Source organism: Streptomyces sp. NPDC050704 (genome assembly GCF_040654355.1).
Taxonomy (GTDB): domain Bacteria; phylum Actinomycetota; class Actinomycetes; order Streptomycetales; family Streptomycetaceae; genus Streptomyces.
The window spans coordinates 73,644-90,145 of record NZ_JBFAHW010000004.1 but is presented as its reverse complement, the minus strand read 5'-3'; the positions used below and the strand labels follow the sequence as shown (position 1 = coordinate 90,145).

The window sequence follows — 16,502 nt, the reverse complement described above, 5'->3', positions numbered from 1 at the left end:
GCGAGGAATGGGAGAGTCCATGTCTGTTGGATCAGGGGCCGGGAAGCCCCGGGCGGAGAGTCCTGGGCGCTCGCTCGCGGGGAACATTGCCTTCGGCGCCGGGCTGCTGATCGTTCTGGCCACCATGACGCTCGGGGGCTATGCGGGCGTTTCCCTGAGCCTCGGCCTGGCGGATGACTCGTTCCTGTCGTCGGCGGTCCCCGACGACGGACGCAACGCGGTGGCGGTCGGAGGCATCGGTGCGGGTGGTCTGGCTGGGCTCATGGTGCCGCTGATCCTGCTCGCGGCGGTCCGCGGGACTGAGGAAAAGCCCAGGATGCCGCTCGGTGAAGCCCTGCTCAAGGTGCTCGGCGCACTCGTCCTCGGCGTATACCTGCTGGTCGTCTCCCTCGTAGCCGCCCAGCTCGGCTGGCTTCTGTCCGAGGGGATCACCACCCTGGTCAGTGTCTTCGTCGTCGGCTTCAGCTGGCTGCCGCTGGCACTCGTCCCATGGGAACGGTTCGGGCTGGGGGGCGTGGGAGGACTGCTCGGCACCTCTCGTGATCGGGGTAGTTCAGACAAGTCGGACTGAGGTCGCCAACTCGTCGGCGATCTTCCCCAGTTCCTCACCGAGACCCAGGGCTCCCCACAGGAGCCGGCACTCCAGCGCGGTGGGATGCTCCCGGGGCAGGACGTAGTGGGCCACGCCTTCCAGCACCGAGCCGCTGTCGGCGTCGGGATCCGTGAGTTCCAGGCGATGCACTCGGAGCGCGGCTCCCAGTGGAAGCTCGACTTCCGTGATGTCCGGCGGCTGGAAGTACGGCCCCTCGGCCAACTCGGCCTCGACCCGCAGTGCGTCCAGCCGCAGCGACTGAGGTGGAACGCTCAGTTCCCGCACGGAGTAGAACGCGGCGACGCCGCCGTCCTGTGGGGTGAGAAGAGCGGCGCAGAGTGCCTTCTGCCGTGCGGCGGCGGCCCAGTACCAGAGCACGTCCTCGGCGAACGCCTCGCGCCATTCGACAGGTACGTCGGCTGTGAAGTGCTCGTCGGCCATGGACCGAGCCCACGCCTCGGGTTGCCGGGCGGTGAGGTCGAGGACGAGCCAGTTGTGCGGGGCGGGCAGAGTGACACGGCACTCGTGCCAGTCCGTCACCGCGGTGTTCGGGATGTGCATCGGAGGCTACCTTCCGGCCAGTGAGGCGTCGGGGCCGGTCACGTCGATGTCCTCGTTACCGAAGAGCCCGACGAAGCTCTTGGTGTCCGAGGTGGCCCCCGTACCGGTCGCCCCAAGGGCCCAGGAGTTGTACTGCATGGCCTGCTTGAAGGCGTCAGGTGTGCCGATGAAGCTCAGATCCGCGGCGTCGATGTTCTTGATGCGGGAGAGCTCGTCGACCATCCCGGGCCCCGCGTACATGCTGGCGACGCCGCGCGTGCCACCCGCGTTCCATGCGTTGCGGACCGCGGAGACGTTGTCACCGACCTTGAACAGATCTCTCCAGTTGCCCCGGATCGTGCCGATGTCGTCGGCGAAGGAGCGGGGCAGGCCCCTGAACGCGGCTCCCAGGGAGACGTTTGGTGCCGCGGCGGTCCCGGTCGCTCCGGCTCGAGCTCCCACCATTTCCACGACCATCGCGCGTCGCGCCGCTGAGCTGAGACCGGGATGCCACCCGCGTACGTACTGGGTCGCCGCGGCCCAGACGCGGCTGCGGCCGGCTGTGGCGGCGAGCTTGGCCCCGGCGGAGAAGACACGCCCGATGCCGAAGGTCGCCAGCCCCAGTACGTCCATGGCCACGTCTCCCCACGATCCGTCGCCGTTGATGGCGAGGAGCACGTGACAGACGAGCGAAATGGCGGTCGCGATCAGTGCAATGGTGCCCAGAACGCCGGCGATCGCCTGACCGATGATCGGGATCCAGCCGACAAGGAGTGCAACCAGCCCGCACACGGCCGCGACGGCTCCCGCGATGTCGGCGACGATTTTCAGGGTGTCGCGCAGCTCGTCCAGCCAGGAGTCGTTGAGGTCGTCGCTCTCGGTGATCTCGTGGATGCGCTTGGCGGCCGCATTGCCCGCGGTGTTGTGACGGCTCTTGAGTGTGGAGAGCTTTCCGCGCAGCCCCTCCAGATCACCCTGCAGATCCGTCACCTTGGTGTCGAGTTTCTTCTGCCCGGCCTTGTCGGTGTCCTTGGGCGGGCCGTCGGCCTGGGACTTCGCGGTGGTGAGATCGCCGCTCTTCGTCTCCGCCTGCCCCAGCAGCCGATCCGCTTCGTCCTGGATCGTCTCGAGTTCGGTGTGGTACTCCTTCAGGGCGGCGCCGGCCTCTTTGTAGCGGTCGTGCGCCTTGCTCACGGTCTTCGCGGTGTCGTCGGCCTTGTCGGCGAACTCCCGCCCCGCTTTGGAGTCCCAGCTCTTCTGGTCGCCGAGGCGGCGTAGTGCGGCGGCGGCGTCCGAGATGGTCTTCGCCGTGGCGGTGAAGCGCTTGGCGAGTGCCTGGAGGTCGTACACGTCGCCGGGCACCGGGTCTTCGCTCTCGCCCAGCACCTCCCAGCGGTGGTCGGCGGGGCGAGTCACTTCTTGTCCTTCCCGACGAGCGCCTTGTACAGCTCGTCGTCGATCTCGGTGTACGCCTCGCCGGCGGTCTTGGCCACCTCGCCCAGGCCCTTGATCTCCTCGATCATCTTCTCCCGGTTGTCGTTCCAGCCGTCGGAGAATTCCTGCAGTCGTTCCTGAAGCAGCTTGTGCCCGACCGTTCGCCGGTCGTAGGAGTCCAGAAGCTTGTCGAGCCCCTCGAACTCCGTGGCCACGGTTCGCAGTCCCACTCCGGCCGTGTGCAGATCGTCGGTAGAGACTCTGAGCCGCTCGCTCATCCCTGGTGCCCCCGTGGTTCCTGAGTCTTTTTCTGCCAGCGCAGAGTACCGGCGACCGCGTCGAACAGTTCCGCCATCGCGTCTGCGATCGGCTCGAGCGGGGTGCTGAACGTCAGCATGAGTACTTCGTCCCGATCCGGTACGGGGACGAAGTACTCCACGATGGTGTCCTCGAACTCGCTGCCGAGCCGCTTGGCTTCCCGTGTTCGCTCCGTACGTCGTCGGCGTACCGCCCGCCCGGCGGCCGGAAGGCGTACCGGAGCCGTCTCGCCCTTGCCTGCCAGCGCCGCGACGGCGTCAAGGCTGTCGAACCGCTGGTGGAGCCTGGAGATCAGCAATGACGCGGACAGCGGGATGCCGGCTGCCTCCAGAAATGACAGGTAGAGCACCACCCCACCTTGATCGGCACCCGCCTCAGCGGCGCCCAGAAGCTGCTCCTCCGCCTGGCGGCGCAGCACCGGCTGATCGTCCACACCGCCGAACTGCCTTTTGATCAAGGCGCTCACGGATGCTTCGCGGCGCTCCAGGGGGAGGAGCGGGATGCGATACCAGTCTTCGGGTGTGATCAGGCCGAAGATGTTCTCACCCTCGGCGGCCCGTTCGGACGGCGCGGTCTGCTGCATGCCGCCCGACGCTATCCGGGGGGCGCCGCTTTTCGCCACAGCGAAGTTTTCCGTGAGACATGACAGAGGTGCTCAATCCGGACTGAGAGGGATGGCGTGGTCGGTTCGTGAAGCCCGAGCGTTTCCCGTTCACGCGCGGACCGTTTGTAAGTCCGCCATGCCTACCGACAGCCGAGGCTGCGGGAGAAGTCGCCCCGACTGACCCGGAGGGCCAAGCGATCGTCCGCACCCGAGAGCAGTGAGCCGTACCCGGTCGTCGCCCAGAGACTGTGTGTGGCTTCGAAGTACGGGACGCGGCGGCCGTCCTTTGTCGTGTCGGTGAGCACCTCCGGCGCTCGGTGCTCGCGAACGGCCTGAGCGCAGGCCGGACATGTCGCGACCCGGAGGAAGTCCCGGCGGCCGAGAAGGCGCCAGTCGAGCCGGTCGGTGGCGCGGCCGTGGAGAGGGTTGAAGAAGCACAGGGGGAGGGGGTCGGCGACGGCGTCCAGGGCGTCGCGGCCCTCCGCCGCCAAGGCCAGCACTCCGGCGAGGTCCGGAAGGCCCCGGGACGCGTCGAGTACGGTGCCGGCGGCCGCGTAGGCGTCAAGGGCCTGCTGCATGGCAGTGGTTGAGAGAGCTGTCGAACGGAGCGCCTCACCCAGGGCCAGCACCTCCGCCTCCGCAGCGCGTCGAAGCTCGGCTTCGTCGGCCGCGCGGGCCGCCATGAACACCGCATGCGAGTACGCGGAGGAGGCGCCCCGGCGGTCGCGACGGCGTACGAAGAAGAGGAGAGCCAGGGCAGCCACGAGAGACGGTACGGCGATCAGAGTTGGCCAGAGCAAAGGCGAAGTGCCCTCGTCCGACGACTCGGACGACCCCGGTGTCTGACCGGAACCGTTGCCGTTGCGCAAGTCATTCGTCGCCTCCTCGTACGCTTCCCTTCCATCCCCCTGCTCGACCAGTTCGATCGCCTTCGCGGTCCGGTCGGCCAGGCCGGCGTCCTCCATCTCGTCCAGGAACCCGACCGTGGCGACCGCGTCCTGTGCCTGATGGGCGTCGCCCGGCCATTCGTGGCCGTTCAGTGAGTCGGTGAACTCGCCGTCCGTGGTGATCAGGATGAGTTCGCGCAGGGCGAGGCGGTCGCGGACGACCTCGGCGAGGACGGCCGAGTCGCCGTTGAAGGAGTCACCCTTGGTCAGGGGGGTCAGAACGACCTTGATCGGAAGGCCGGTTCGCGAGATCTGGTGGGCGAGTTGCTTCTGACGAGCGGGCGGGACTGATCCGTCGTATGCCGGATCGACGTACACGGGCGACTTGCCCAGAGCGTTCGTGATCCGCTCGCCGGGGCTGGTGTCGTCGGCCTTCGCCCAGGCGGGGGTGGCGAGAAGCAGTGCGGCCAGGAGAGCGGTCAGAAGGACAGTGAGGTCACGCTTAGCTGACACTGGTGAACTCCCTTACTCGATTGATGAGTTCGGGAATTCCGTCGCGTACGGCGGGAAGGGGCCCCGCGTCCTCCTCGTACGGCATACGTTCGCCGCGCTCCGGCCCCGGCAGCGTCATCCGGAGTGTGTGCACCGTGCCCGGCTCGACGATGGCCGTCTCGCGGCACACCTGGCAGACGGGGAGCAGGCTCCTGCGCCGGCCCTCGGCGGAGATGCGGACGTGGTGGCGGCTGACCGCCGGACCGTGCAGGGGGTTCAGGCCGCAGCAGAGGTTGTTCGTGTCGCCGGAGAGAGCCGCCCGGCCGGCGCGGGAGAGGACGATGACCGCCACCAGGGAGGCGGGCTCGACGGAGTCGTCGTCGGTGAGTGCGTCGACGTCGCCGTCGACGAGCAGCATCGCCGCGTCGAAGCACTCCCAGGCGCGCATGTGTGCCAGTTGGTCCGGGCTGTCCCTGAACTGCCCCTGGAGCTCCCCGAGTTCGGTGCGCGCCGTGCGTCGCAGGTACGTCGTGGACGGGTCGGTCGGAGCCTCGAAGGGCAGGGTCGCCGAGGGGAGTGGGGCGGGGTTGCGTCGCCGCAGCACTGTACCGACGATCGCGAGCACCCCGGCGAGGAGAGCGAACGCCAGCAGCGCGACCAGCGCGCCGACGAGCAGGCCGGGCCAGAAGTCGCCGGAGAAGAGCGGGGCGAGGGCGTGGTCGTCGACGGGCTCCGGCCTGCGGTCGGGGGCCGGGTAGTCGGGCTCGTCCTCGGCCGGTGCCTTCTCGAGGAAAGTCATGAACTTGTCGAGACGCTCGCCGAGTCGGTGGTCACGGGAATCGGAGTCGTCGTACTGGACCGCGTCCGGCAGGCCGAAGAGGTAGCGGTTGGTGACATGGGGCAGGCCGTAACTGACGGCGTTGATGTCGCCGTCGACCGGGTCGGCCACGACGTACACGCCGTCCCTGTCCAGCTCTCTGTGCACGGAGGCCGCGAACACGTCGGTGTTGCCGGCCGATTCGTCCTCCGGCATCTGCGGGACGACGGTGACGAAGACCGGCCCGCCGTCCTTGGAGCCGCTGAACTCCTGGATGCGGTCGCGGAGTTGCTTCTTCTGATCGGCGTCGAGGATCTGCGGGCTCTCCGGATCCGCGTAGACCGAGTCCTGCTTCAAGCCTTCCGCGACCCGGTCAATACGCGCCGACAGGTCGGTGGCGGCGGGCGCCTGCGCCGCGCTCGACGTCGTCTGGTCGAAGGTGAACCAGGCGCCGAGGCCGATCGCGAAGGCAGTGAGCAGGGCGAGGCCGGGCAGCACCCCGCGGGGGAGGTGGGAAGTGGTACCAGCGCCCGGATTCCTGCGAGCCGAGGGCAGGCGGCGCCTCCAGCGACGTACGAAAGCGCCGAGCGTCAGGAGCAGCAGAGGCAGGCCGGTGAGCAGGATCCCGGTGAGGAAGGACTGGTTGTCACGATCCGTGGGGCCGATGTACAGCTCCTCGGGCTCCTCCCCGGAGTGGCTGCCACCGTACTTCTCGCTTGCCGCCTCCGCCCGTGCGGCCGCTTTCTCGTCGCCCTGGGCGATGACGTCGGCGAACCGCTCGAAGCTGCGCAACGGGCCCGCGTCATAAGGCAGTTCATAGGACGTCACCGTCAGCGCGTCCTCAGCCGGTGCCCGCACCCCGAACGCCACCGCGTCCGTGACGCCGATGTAGTCCACCAGCACGTACAACCCGTCCCGCCCGAGCCGGTCGTGCACGGCGCCGAGCAACGCCTTGCCGTTGGTGGACTGGTTCGGGAGTACGAGGACGTACGTCGGGACGCCCGTGCGCTTGGCGAGTCTGGTGAAGTCGGGGGCCGTGGACCGGGGTATCTCGCGCGGGAGTTGGTCGGTTACGTAGACCGGGTTGGTACGGAGCTGGGCGGCGAGGTGGGCTGCCTGGGTGGTGTCGGCGGCCCCGGCCGGGGCTGGGGTGGCGGTCCAGAGGGCGCACAGCAGGAGGAGTACGACGGAGACTCCGAGGGTGTATCTCGGGCGTGAAGCGTGACCCCGGTGTGCGTCGCCGTACGGCGTGGTCGTCACTGCTGCCCGTGTGTCGTCCTGCGTGCCCCCTGGTCTCATTCGCCGCACTCTACTTATCTGTTCGCGGTAGCGAAACGGGGGACCGGACGGTCAGCCGCCAGGCTTCTGTGCCTGCTCCGGGTCCTTCTTTGATCCGGGGGCGAGACATCCGCTGACGGCCGCCCGAGGTGATGACCCCCGTCTGTGCCACGTGGACGCATCCCTACAGGTCACCGGGCTTCGGCTGTGCCGGCTTGCCCGAGGCGTCCATCAGGGTCCCGGCCGTACTGAAGATTTCCTTTCCGGCTTTGGAGGGAGCGCTGGCTTCGACGAGGAGGATTCCACTGGGCAGCCTGATATACACGGGCGGCTGTGCGGTGTCGGGGAGGTCTGCCATGAATCGGGACACGCCTTGGCGCTGCGCCTCCGTCAGGGCGCTTTCGGGTAGTGCCTGGTCGTTTCCGCAGAGGATTCCTGCGACTCTCTCGGCGATTTTGGGATTGCCGGTGAAGAGGCGGATCCAGGACTGATCGGCGAACGTGATGCGTACATCCGCGCTGATCTTGCTGAACTCCATTTGCTGGGCCTCGATGACAGACTCCCGCGGAATCTCACCCAGGACGTCGGCTTCGTCGGAAGTGTCACTTCGAGTGCCGAGGAAAAGCAGCCGTCGGTTGGTCACAACGAGATCCGTGCCGTACCCGTCCGGACGGCGCCCGGGATCCAGCTGCCACGGCACAGTACGTGCGACGGCTCCGGGGGCGGCCCACATCACGGGGAAGTCGTGGACCTCGTTCTCCGGGTCCTGTGATTTTCTTGCCCCGGCCACGCCGCCGAAAGGCGAACCGCCGGCTCCACCGATGTTGGCGATGAGATTCGCGATCACCGGGATAGCGGTGAGGAATCCACGGCCGGCGCGGCGGGCGGTCTGGTCGCCCGCTGTGCGCGGGGCGAATTCGGGGCCAGGGGGCCAGCCTGCCAACTCGCCTTGGATGTCGTTGCGTTCGGCGTCCCGGAACCATCTGTAACCAGAGACCGCAGGCGCCAGACCGGTGGCGAATTTGACGGTGAGCCGGAAGAGCGGGTCTTCGTCGGGCGCGGGATGCCAGTCCATCAGTACGTCATTTCTTGTGAGTTCGCCTGCGTCGTTCGCCCCGTGGGCGCGTTCGACTACGCCACGCCAGGCGGCCGTCAGCGAGGCCCGGCTGCTTCGGTCGCCGCCTGCGTGGTGTCTGCTGTGTCGACGTCCGCGTCCGTGCTCGCAGTCCTGCCCGCCTCCGCGTCCTCCGTCGGGTCCGTGAAGGAGACTGTCTGGAGGATTCCCTCCATGAGGTCGGAGAACTGCGTCCAATAGTCCACCGACGCCGTGAACAGAGTGAAGACGGCGGTGAACGGACCGGTCGGAAACGGGACATGGACCTGAATCTGGGCGGTGACGAGATCCGTTGTCTCACCGCTTGCCGTCATTTCCGGATCGAGCCGGTGCTGACGCCAGGTGACACACGACACGGCGGGGCCGCAGGGCAGGTCGAGCCAGCGGACGTCGTCGTACGGGTCCTTGGAGAGGATGGCGAGGATCCCCTGAGCGACGACGTCGGTGTCTGCTTCGGCCTGGTCAGTGGGGATGGCCGACAGGGTGAAGGCACACTGGGCCGCTCCGTCGGAGAGGTCGTGCCTGGCCACGTCCCCATCCGGAGTGCGCTCCTCGTCGGATGTGGAGAAAAGGCCCATCGCGCAGTAGGAGACACCGGATCCCGCCATGAGTTCGGCCATCGCCGCGAAGTACGGAGAGGCAGGACCCCAGATGCTCTCGTCCCCGCGGGAATAGAGCTCGCGTACGAAGGACTCCGCACGCTGTGCCCGTTCCTCGGGTGTTTCGGCGAGGGGGAGAGCGAAGAACCCCTCGGGACTGAGGAACCAGACGGGCGGAGGCTCGGTCTGTGGGACGAGCGGGAGAACCGGTGCGGTGGAACCGGAAGAGGGTGTCATCGAACTGAATACCGTTCCAGAAGTCATGAGGCGCCGGGGTCAGAAGTCCTCGGGCTGGTAGTCACCGATGTCGACCCTGCGCCCATCGGGTTCTATGGTGGCGCTCACTTCCGAGGCGCCGAAGGCGGATGTATACTTGCTTGGAAGCAAGATATGAATCCGAATTCGTCCGTTTGGATTGTAGGAGAGAATAGGGGAAACGGACTCCGGCACCTGCTTCTCCCTGGTGATTTCCTGAATGGTCTTCTGTTGTTGCGGAGTCAGGGATTCCAAGGGGATTAGTTCACGTGGGGGCGTCAGATACGACGTGAGCTTCCGGCGCCAATGGCAACTCAGTCTGCACCAGGAGCCGTCCACGAAGGCGACTTTGAAGTCGTTGCCGTCCTTGAAGTCCTTGAGTTCAACAGCACTGATGTCAGTACGGGCGCACTGCCAGAGCACCTCGTCCTCGATAGCCTTCAAGTTCTTCTTGTGGAAGGGCAGGCCGACGACGACAAAGCGGCGGTCGGTGACGATCAGGTGAGTGGAGTAGTGCTTGTCGTCCGAGCGGCCGGGATCCAGCTGCCAGGGCAGGGTGCGGGCGATCGTGCCGGGTGCGGCCCACATGACCGGAAAGTCCTCAACCTCGTCGGCCGGGTCGTCCGGGGTGTCGGAGCCCGAGTCGTCGGGTCCGCCGCCTCCGCTGACGTTGCCCCCCGCGGCACTGAGGAAGGCCATGACGGCTACGCCCGCAGCCGTCGCGGCGCCCCTCAAGGACTTCTGGGCGACCGCGCCTCCCGTCGAACGGGCCGTGAAGGAGGGGCCCTTGGGCCAGCCGGGCAGTTCGTGCTGGATGTCGTTGCGTTCGGTGTCACGGAACCAGCGCATGCCCCTGACACGCGGTGCGGCACCCGTGGCGAAGGTGACCGGAGCGCGGGAAAGAAGCGTCTCTCCCGGATCGGGCTGCCAGATGTTCATTGCTGTATGCCCTTCCTCGTGTGGAGCGCCATTCCTCTGATTAGTCACCGGATACGGCCTGTCCGATATGAGTGGCAACCTTGGGCGCAATCTTCATACCACCGTCGATAGCCCTACCGAGGCCACTGAACGGGTCCACGCCCTTCGATGTGACCATGTTGATCCCCTTCGTGCCCAGCCACTGCCCTTCGTGATAGCCGGCGCTGGCAAGGCCTCCCATACGCGACATCAGGCCGCTCCCTGCGTGCGAGACCTCGAAGGCAAAGTCGGATGTGCCACCGATCTTCACCAAGCCCGCCTTGCCGATCCCACCCGTGAGTCCCGCCGATTTCCCGCCGAAGGACAACAGGACGCGTGAACTGCCCAGATCCTTGTACTGGAACCCCTTCCCCAGCATGCCGACCTTGGCCTTCGCCGCGCCTTCGGCTATATCGGCGGTCTTGCCGACGACCTTGACGCCCTTTCCGAACATGCCGATTCCCGGCAGTAGCCCGACCGCGTCGAGTCCGAGCGTTGCCCAACTCACATCCGCGCCGGCCGCCTTGGCCACGCCATGGGCGGCCAGGGTGAGCCCCGCGCCGATGAGTGCGGCCGTGCCGAAGATGGCCGCGAGGGGCGGGAAGGGAAGGGTGACGATGGCCAGCATGCCGAGCACGGCGGTGATGTCACTGAGTACGTCGCCGATCGCTTTGATCAGGTCGGCATGCTCCTTGAGCCAGTCGCCGGTGGCGTCCCAGGCGTCCGAGACGCCCTGACCCAGCTTGTCCCAGAAGCCCGGCTCGTCCGGGGCGATGTCGCCCGCCTTGTCGAGTTCCTTGCTTATGTTGTCGGCGGCTCGCTTGTAGCGGTCCTCCAGGTCGTGGACCTTGCCCGTGACCTCGTCGACCGCGCCGGAGGCCTTGCCGAGTTCCTCGCTGCCCTTGCCGTCGCCCTTCGCGTCGGCTTTCTGCTGGGCCGTTTCTCTGGCTTCGAGTTTCTCGCCGGCGGACTTCTCCAGGCGGTTCGCCTCGTCCTGGAAGTCCTGCAGTTCGTTGGCCCACCGGTGCAGGGCGCGCGAGGCCTTGTCGAAGGAGTCGTGGCTCTTGCTGATGAGCGGGGTGACGTCCTTCCCGATGTACTCGGTGAAGGCGACCGCGGTCTTGCCCTTCCAGGCACCGCACTCGATCCGCTCCAACTCGCGGAGAGTGGTGCCCAGGTCGCTTGCCAGGCCTCCGAGTTTCTTGGCGAGGTCCCGGGTGTCGTCGACGTCTCCCGGCGTCGGGTCCCAGCCTATGTTCGGGAAGGCGGGGCGCTTGCCGGCCACGTCTACTTGCCCTTCTTCGTCTTGAGGGATTCGGCGAGTTCGTGGTCGAGCTTGCCGAACTCCTCACCTATCTTGTTGATCATTTTCACGGCACCCTGCGTGTGTTTGCCGAGCTGTTTGATGCCGTAGCCCCACTCGTCGGCGAATTCGTGTACGTCCTCGATGAGCCCGCTCTCACCGACCGCGGAGCCGTCGGCGCCGCGGAGGGTGCGGCGGGCGGAATCCATACGGTCGCTGATCGTCGAGAAGGTCTTCTTCAGATCCTCGAAGACTGTGTCTTCGAGGCGCAGGTCGCTCATGTTCTGTTCCGGGTTCCCTGAGTGGTTCGTCGGTGGGGGAGGAGGGAGTGGTTCGTCTGTGGGGTGGTGGTTTGGGGGAGAGGCGCGGCCGGTTCACGAGGGCTGAACCGGCCGCGAGCCGTCCGCTCCGCTCAGCGGTTGACGGACTGGATTTCCTCGACGGTGATGTCCTGGACGACCTCGATCGTGCCGTCGGGCATGCCGATCGGTCCGGCCTGGCCGGTGCCCGTCCAGCTGATCTCCCAGGTGAGGGCTGCCTTGAGAGGGAATGTTCCGCCGTTGGAGGAGCGGCGGTAGACGATGCCGCAGGGTGGGGTCTCCTCGGACTTGCCCTTGGCGTAGGGCTCGCCGATCCTGCCGTCGACGATGAGGCATTCGCCGTCGGCGGGGATGGTGCTGGCGTCTTCGGTGCCGGGGTCGAGAGTGAGCGACTTGGGGGCGGCGGTCGTTGTCGCCTGGATGTTGAAGCCGGGGACGTTGATGGCCGCCGTCGCCTGGACCTCGTCGAAGACGGCCTCGTCGAGCCAGGCCCAAGTCGGCAGATTCACCTTGGTGTTGGCCTCGGGAGCGAGGGTGACCTTGGTGTCGGGGAGTTGCATGTGCTGGTAGGCGAGGGCGGCGAGCATCTCCGGAGTGATGGCCTCTTCGTGCTGGGGCGGCGGGGGCTCGCCGTTGTCGACCCAGAAGGGTAGGTCGGTGCACGATTTCCGCTTGAGATAGTCCGTCTCGTCGGGGTTTTCGACGCCGGCCCAGAACATCCCCTCGCCGTCCTTCTCGACGTTGTAGTCCTTGTAGCCGGGGTTGTCGGCCCAGCCGAAGTCATCCTCGTAGTGGCGCTCCATCTCGCCGATCGCCGCGCCCGCGTGGCCCGTCATGCCGGGTGTGTTCTTCGAGGTGTCGATGTCCTTGGACATCTTCTTCTTGAAGTCCTTGGCGCCGAGGTAGGGGGCGTACCAGCAGGGCGGGGGCGTCCAGTTGACGTCGGCGGAGGTGACGTTTCCGCGGCCGCCTCCCTTGGCGACGGCTCCGGAGTACTGGATCCGGGCGGCGGCGTAGATGCCTTTCTCGTCTCCGCCGCCTTTCTCGTCTGTGCTGGCTCCTTGGCCGGAACCCACCGGCTTTGCGGCGTGAGCGGACTCCGTGAGGACGAGAGCGCTGAGGGCCAGTGTCAGAGCTGCGGTGCTGAGGACTGTGCGCCGAGTGTTCACTGGCACTTCTCGGCTTTCGTCTCGACGAACACCTGGGACGCCTGCCACAAGTCCGTGCCCGTAGGGAACTTGACCATGATGATCTTGTAGTAGTCGAAGTCCTCGATGCTGGGCTTGGTCGTCAGGATCTTCTCGGTCTTGATCTCTTTGCCGTAGAACTTGCCTGCATCTGCGCAGAACGCCACTTCCACCGCCTTGCTGTTCGACGTGGACCGTGTGGTGGCGTCGTAGTGGCGCAGGGTGCCAGTGGCGGTCCAGTCGCCGTCGATCCAGGCGTTGATCTGGGTCTTCGCGTAGTGGAGTCCCTCGCCGGTGGCGTAGGCGGTCACGGCCGCGTCTTTGGTCGTGCGCTTGTCGACGCCTCGGTAGATGGCGCGGAGGAAGTTGGCGGCGTCGTCCATCGCGGCCGCTTCGTTCTTGTCCTTGGGCTTGTCCCAGTCGAAGACCAGGTTCATGTCCTTGGGCAGGGAGACGTCCACACCGTCCGGCTTGTCCACCGCCGGCGCCGCCGAGGGTTCCGCCGACTTCTTCGGCGCCTCCGTCCCCTGTTCGGCACCGGCGATCTTGTCGCCGTCGGAGGACTTGTCGTCTCCGCTGCCACAGGCCGTCAGCAGCAGGGCCGCGGTCGCGGCGAGCGCGGTAGCAACGGGCAAAGTGCGGCGCTTCACAGTGGACTCCCCGTGAGACAGAAAAGCAGTCAAGAGCAACGACGGTATCCGTGGGGCGATCGGTTTCGCTACAGCGAACTTCCTTGCATGGCTGGGCGGATATGGAGAAATCGGGCAAGGCGATGGCGCTTGTGGCCCGATCGTGTCTGAGTGCACAGCGACCCCGAACGCCAGACGCGCGTCCGAGGCCGCTGTGGGTGTTGGAGTGAGTGATTGGAAGGTTTGGGCCAGTGCCAGTGGCTGCGACCAGGCCTTGCTGAGGCCATGCGTGTCCTGAAGCTTCCAATCGCCTTGATGGGGGCGCGTCCGCTCAGTGTTCGGTGCGGGCTATCGGGCTCGGCAGCCTGGGCATCCGCAGGGCGGGTAGGCCGACGTACGCGGCAGCGGGTCCGTTCGGTCGCCGAGCAGGATCTCGACCCTTCCTCGGTCCTCGGTTACGGCACCCTTCGCGTCCATCTTGTAGACGCGGAGGGTGAGGCGGGAGCGGGGGCGCGGTCGGCGGGGCGTGTCCGGGATTTCCAGTACGTCGGTCATGGGCGGGTAGTGGTCGGCGCACTCAGGGCACGCGTACACGTTGAAGCCCGGGCCCGTCGCCGCGTGCACCTCGTGGACGAGTACCGGGTGACTCGTCGTGTCGTGGCAGCGGGCGCACATCCGTACGGCGGGGCGCGTCATCGGGCGGCCACGGGTACGCGGACGCCGTGGATGTGGGACGGGCCGACGTCGATGCCCAGGGTTGCCAGGTAGGCGGCGCGGCGGCGTTCGCGTTGCCGTCGGTATTCGGCGGGGTCCAGGACGTAGGGGCGTACGAGTCGGGATGCGTTGCCGTCGAGGAGTTCGGTGAAGCGGGGCGGTGGGGCGGGGATGATCCGCAGGGGCGGGAGCGTGCCGAGGCGGTGGCGGCCTCGGGGGCGGGGAGTGCAGATGCTCAGCACCCAGGCGAAGAAGCGAACGGTAAGGTCCAGCACGTTGGCGCTCCTAGAGATAAGCGTCGGCCACGCCCCGGGACGGTTGCCTCCGTCGCCGGGGTCTTTCGTGCCGTAAGCCTACATTGCTGCGCATGTCAGTGCATAGCAGTGCGCAGCAATAGGACCATCACTGCAGCTCAATGCTGTTTTACGGTGGTTGTTATGGCAGCAGACACAGGCGATTCGCCGATCGATCCCAACAAGATCGCGTACGTCTATATGCAGGTGGCCGACCACATCGCTGCCCGAATTGAGTCGGGCGAGCTGAGGCCGGGCGCGCGGCTGTCCGGTGAGCGGGATCTCGGTACTGAGTACGGAGTGGCTTATCTGACCGCCCGCCGAGCAGTCCGCGAACTCCGCGAACGCGGTCTCGTCGTCACGCTCCCCGCGAAGGGCACCTTCGTCGCGTACCCGGAAGTGGACGAGCCCTCCGACGACAACTCCCAGTAACGCCCGCCCCGCGCTCTTCCATCACACCGCCTCGACGTGGACGTCGGCGGGATTCAGCACCGCCAGATACGCCTCGATGTCCTCCGGGTCACTGGTGAAGACGACGGCGCTGCCGTGCTTGACGGCGGACAGGGCGACCCAGGCGTCCACCGCGTCCGGCTTCTTCTTGGGAGGGAGTTTCGCCTCCCCCAGCGCCGCGCCGATGCGGCGCCAGTCGATGACGTCAGGGCCGGTGGCACACGCGATGCACTCCGGCCGGCCGGCCTTCGTCTCGCGCATGGGCGGCTCGGATGCCCGGGCCTGCGGCACGGTGCAGTCCTTCAAGACGGCGGCCAGGGCGTGGATGGCCGCCGGGCGCGGGCGCCACACCTGGGCGAGAACCGGGCCGAGGACGAGTGCCCGGTGCGAGGTGGCCTTGAGCCCGCTGTGCAGTGCGACAGCCTTGGCTTTGCGATCCGCGAGGGCGATGAGCATTCCGGTGTCGTACACCGGGACTCGTGCACTCACGCGGCGTGTCCGGGATGGCGGGCGGACGAGCGGTCTTCACCGTAGACGAGGTTGAGGGCGGCTTCGACGTCTCGCCGCTCCTGCTCTGTCAGCTCCCGCGCCGTCACGTCCGGTTCGGGGGGAAGGGCGGCCGCTTCCGCCTCTGCCTCCGCGATGAGGGAATCGAGACCGGAGAACTGTTCCTCTATGGCCTCGGTCTCCGCCATCTGCCGTGTCGCCGCGTGCACGAGGTACGCCGACACATCCATGCCTGCTCGTTCGGCGTGCTGCCTGATGCGCTCGGCCTGCTCCTGCTCAAGGCTGATGCTGATCCTGGTCTTGGCCATGAGAAGAGTGTATGACGCGTATTACGGCCGCTCAAGCGGAAGGGGGAGGGGCAGGAGGCGACGTACGAATGAGCCGCCGGGATCACGCGTACGCGGCCTCGTAGGCTTGCGCCCACCAGTCCGCCCAGCCTGAGTCGACACCGGGGAGAACATCCAACATGGCCCGCTACATGGAAGCGCTCACCATCGAGCGCGGCGGCTTTCGAATAAAGGTGCCCGAGTCGTGGTGGGAGTTCGACGTGCGGCCCGAGTCGCGGGACGACTCGATCCGGCGCATGGTGGTCGAACGGGTGCGGCAGAAGCCGGAGTTGGCCCAGTACCAGGACACGTACACCGCCTTTCTGCGGAAGGCCGCGGCGGACGCGTGGAAGTCCGGCGCGCTGTACTGCGGCTGCATGGCCGAGAGCTTCGGCGGTGACACCCCGATCACCGGCTCGATCACGGTCTCGCTCGTCGGCGGACGTACGCAGGCCGGTGAACCCCTCTCCACCGACCCCCAGGTCATCGCGAGCCAGCTCGCCGTGCGGGAGGCCAAGAAGGAGGGCGACGCGTGGCGGAAGGTCACGACCGTCGACATCCCGGGCGTCGGCACGGCCGCGCGCACGTACGGCATCGAGGACATCCCCGTACCCGATGACGCCCTCAACCGCACCATCCGGGCCGTACTCATGCAAACGTTCGTCCCTGTGCCCGGGCAGGAGGGCAAGGTCGCCCTCATCGCCGGCAGCAGCCAGGTGCTCGACCTCGCCGACTCGTTCTTCGACATCTTCGACGCGATCACGTCGACGTTCCGCTTCGCGGAGTAGCGCAGTTCAGCGACTGTGGCGGCGGCAACAGCCCGTGTGACCTTCACGCCGAACACCAGTGCCTAGTAACTTCACTTGTGCGTACGTGTGGTTGAAGA

Annotated in this window: 20 protein-coding genes; 3 read left to right on the top strand and 17 right to left on the bottom strand. The window is 66.9% G+C overall.

The window, feature by feature from the left end:
* Positions 1 to 19 precede the first annotated feature (19 nt).
* Positions 20 to 571, top strand: a complete 552-nt coding sequence (locus AB0I18_RS03145; RefSeq protein ID WP_363103615.1) for a hypothetical protein — start codon at positions 20 to 22, stop codon at positions 569 to 571.
* On the opposite strand, the gene AB0I18_RS03140 is transcribed toward AB0I18_RS03145, so the two are convergent.
* The 15 genes from AB0I18_RS03140 to AB0I18_RS03070 form a co-directional block, all read right to left on the bottom strand.
* Positions 554 to 1,153: a hypothetical protein gene (locus tag AB0I18_RS03140; RefSeq protein ID WP_363103614.1), complete on the bottom strand. Its 600-nt coding sequence runs from the start codon at positions 1,151 to 1,153 to the stop codon at positions 554 to 556. The two genes, AB0I18_RS03145 and AB0I18_RS03140, sit on opposite strands and share 18 nt — an antisense overlap.
* 6 nt (positions 1,154 to 1,159) lie before the next feature.
* Positions 1,160 to 2,548: a putative T7SS-secreted protein gene (locus tag AB0I18_RS03135; RefSeq protein WP_363103613.1), complete on the bottom strand. Its 1,389-nt coding sequence runs from the start codon at positions 2,546 to 2,548 to the stop codon at positions 1,160 to 1,162.
* The gene (locus tag AB0I18_RS03130; protein WP_363103612.1) at positions 2,545 to 2,844 is read right to left on the bottom strand and encodes a hypothetical protein; all 300 of its coding nucleotides are present in this window, start codon (positions 2,842 to 2,844) and stop codon (positions 2,545 to 2,547) included. Before AB0I18_RS03130 ends, AB0I18_RS03135 begins: the two co-directional genes overlap by 4 nt.
* Positions 2,841 to 3,467 (bottom strand): hypothetical protein, encoded by a 627-nt coding sequence (locus AB0I18_RS03125; protein ID WP_363103611.1) that lies wholly within the window; start codon positions 3,465 to 3,467, stop codon positions 2,841 to 2,843. Before AB0I18_RS03125 ends, AB0I18_RS03130 begins: the two co-directional genes overlap by 4 nt.
* A gap of 161 nt (positions 3,468 to 3,628) precedes the next feature.
* Positions 3,629 to 4,888, bottom strand: a complete 1,260-nt coding sequence (locus AB0I18_RS03120) for a hypothetical protein (RefSeq protein ID WP_363103610.1) — start codon at positions 4,886 to 4,888, stop codon at positions 3,629 to 3,631.
* Positions 4,878 to 6,983, bottom strand: a complete 2,106-nt coding sequence (locus AB0I18_RS03115) for a hypothetical protein (RefSeq protein ID WP_363103609.1) — start codon at positions 6,981 to 6,983, stop codon at positions 4,878 to 4,880. Before AB0I18_RS03115 ends, AB0I18_RS03120 begins: the two co-directional genes overlap by 11 nt.
* A 163-nt stretch (positions 6,984 to 7,146) precedes the next feature.
* Positions 7,147 to 8,037, bottom strand: a complete 891-nt coding sequence (locus AB0I18_RS03110) for a hypothetical protein (protein WP_363103608.1) — start codon at positions 8,035 to 8,037, stop codon at positions 7,147 to 7,149.
* A 77-nt stretch (positions 8,038 to 8,114) separates the two neighbouring features.
* A complete protein-coding gene (locus AB0I18_RS03105) occupies positions 8,115 to 8,912 on the bottom strand; it encodes a hypothetical protein (RefSeq protein WP_363103607.1) in 798 nt (265 codons plus the stop codon).
* A 39-nt stretch (positions 8,913 to 8,951) separates the two neighbouring features.
* Positions 8,952 to 9,869 carry a hypothetical protein gene (locus tag AB0I18_RS03100; RefSeq protein WP_363103606.1) on the bottom strand — a complete coding sequence of 306 codons (918 nt, stop codon included), beginning with the start codon at positions 9,867 to 9,869 and terminating at the stop codon, positions 8,952 to 8,954.
* Between the two features lie 40 nt (positions 9,870 to 9,909).
* Positions 9,910 to 11,172, bottom strand: a complete 1,263-nt coding sequence (locus AB0I18_RS03095) for a putative T7SS-secreted protein (RefSeq protein WP_363103605.1) — start codon at positions 11,170 to 11,172, stop codon at positions 9,910 to 9,912.
* 2 nt (positions 11,173 to 11,174) lie between these two features.
* Entirely contained in the window at positions 11,175 to 11,471 is a 297-nt protein-coding gene (locus AB0I18_RS03090; RefSeq protein ID WP_363103604.1) for a hypothetical protein, read from the bottom strand.
* Positions 11,472 to 11,602: 131 nt separating this feature from the next.
* The gene (locus AB0I18_RS03085; protein WP_363103603.1) at positions 11,603 to 12,685 is read right to left on the bottom strand and encodes a hypothetical protein; all 1,083 of its coding nucleotides are present in this window, start codon (positions 12,683 to 12,685) and stop codon (positions 11,603 to 11,605) included.
* Positions 12,676 to 13,347 (bottom strand): hypothetical protein, encoded by a 672-nt coding sequence (locus AB0I18_RS03080; protein WP_363103602.1) that lies wholly within the window; start codon positions 13,345 to 13,347, stop codon positions 12,676 to 12,678. Before AB0I18_RS03080 ends, AB0I18_RS03085 begins: the two co-directional genes overlap by 10 nt.
* A gap of 327 nt (positions 13,348 to 13,674) precedes the next feature.
* A complete protein-coding gene (locus AB0I18_RS03075) occupies positions 13,675 to 14,022 on the bottom strand; it encodes a hypothetical protein (protein ID WP_363103601.1) in 348 nt (115 codons plus the stop codon).
* Positions 14,019 to 14,315 (bottom strand): hypothetical protein, encoded by a 297-nt coding sequence (locus tag AB0I18_RS03070; RefSeq protein ID WP_363103600.1) that lies wholly within the window; start codon positions 14,313 to 14,315, stop codon positions 14,019 to 14,021. The genes AB0I18_RS03075 and AB0I18_RS03070 overlap by 4 nt, the downstream gene beginning before the upstream one ends.
* A 162-nt stretch (positions 14,316 to 14,477) precedes the next feature.
* On the opposite strand from AB0I18_RS03070, the gene AB0I18_RS03065 reads away from it, so the two are divergent.
* A complete protein-coding gene (locus AB0I18_RS03065) occupies positions 14,478 to 14,765 on the top strand; it encodes a winged helix-turn-helix domain-containing protein (RefSeq protein ID WP_363103599.1) in 288 nt (95 codons plus the stop codon).
* A gap of 21 nt (positions 14,766 to 14,786) precedes the next feature.
* On the opposite strand, the gene AB0I18_RS03060 is transcribed toward AB0I18_RS03065, so the two are convergent.
* Positions 14,787 to 15,272, bottom strand: a complete 486-nt coding sequence (locus tag AB0I18_RS03060; protein WP_363103598.1) for a hypothetical protein — start codon at positions 15,270 to 15,272, stop codon at positions 14,787 to 14,789.
* Positions 15,269 to 15,598, bottom strand: a complete 330-nt coding sequence (locus AB0I18_RS03055; protein ID WP_363103597.1) for a ribbon-helix-helix protein, CopG family — start codon at positions 15,596 to 15,598, stop codon at positions 15,269 to 15,271. Before AB0I18_RS03055 ends, AB0I18_RS03060 begins: the two co-directional genes overlap by 4 nt.
* Before the next feature lie 158 nt (positions 15,599 to 15,756).
* Between AB0I18_RS03055 and AB0I18_RS03050 the strand changes: the two genes are divergently transcribed.
* Positions 15,757 to 16,404, top strand: coding sequence for a hypothetical protein (locus AB0I18_RS03050; protein WP_363103596.1), 648 nt, complete (start codon positions 15,757 to 15,759; stop codon positions 16,402 to 16,404).
* Positions 16,405 to 16,502 lie beyond the last annotated feature (98 nt).

Excerpts from the sequence above, each read along its gene's own strand:
- AB0I18_RS03115 (WP_363103609.1), bottom strand. The coding sequence starts at position 6,983 with ATGAGACCAGGGGGCACGCAGGACGACACACGGGCAGCAGTGACGACC.
- AB0I18_RS03125 (WP_363103611.1), bottom strand. The coding sequence starts at position 3,467 with ATGCAGCAGACCGCGCCGTCCGAACGGGCCGCCGAGGGTGAGAACATC.
- AB0I18_RS03055 (WP_363103597.1), bottom strand. The coding sequence starts at position 15,598 with ATGGCCAAGACCAGGATCAGCATCAGCCTTGAGCAGGAGCAGGCCGAG.
- AB0I18_RS03110 (WP_363103608.1), bottom strand. The coding sequence starts at position 8,037 with ATGGACTGGCATCCCGCGCCCGACGAAGACCCGCTCTTCCGGCTCACC.
- AB0I18_RS03050 (WP_363103596.1), top strand. The coding sequence starts at position 15,757 with ATGGCCCGCTACATGGAAGCGCTCACCATCGAGCGCGGCGGCTTTCGA.
- AB0I18_RS03100 (WP_363103606.1), bottom strand. The coding sequence starts at position 9,869 with ATGAACATCTGGCAGCCCGATCCGGGAGAGACGCTTCTTTCCCGCGCT.
- AB0I18_RS03065 (WP_363103599.1), top strand. The coding sequence starts at position 14,478 with ATGGCAGCAGACACAGGCGATTCGCCGATCGATCCCAACAAGATCGCG.
- AB0I18_RS03145 (WP_363103615.1), top strand. The coding sequence starts at position 20 with ATGTCTGTTGGATCAGGGGCCGGGAAGCCCCGGGCGGAGAGTCCTGGG.
- AB0I18_RS03130 (WP_363103612.1), bottom strand. The coding sequence starts at position 2,844 with ATGAGCGAGCGGCTCAGAGTCTCTACCGACGATCTGCACACGGCCGGA.
- AB0I18_RS03140 (WP_363103614.1), bottom strand. The coding sequence starts at position 1,153 with ATGCACATCCCGAACACCGCGGTGACGGACTGGCACGAGTGCCGTGTC.
- AB0I18_RS03075 (WP_363103601.1), bottom strand. The coding sequence starts at position 14,022 with ATGACGCGCCCCGCCGTACGGATGTGCGCCCGCTGCCACGACACGACG.
- AB0I18_RS03105 (WP_363103607.1), bottom strand. The coding sequence starts at position 8,912 with ATGACACCCTCTTCCGGTTCCACCGCACCGGTTCTCCCGCTCGTCCCA.
- AB0I18_RS03090 (WP_363103604.1), bottom strand. The coding sequence starts at position 11,471 with ATGAGCGACCTGCGCCTCGAAGACACAGTCTTCGAGGATCTGAAGAAG.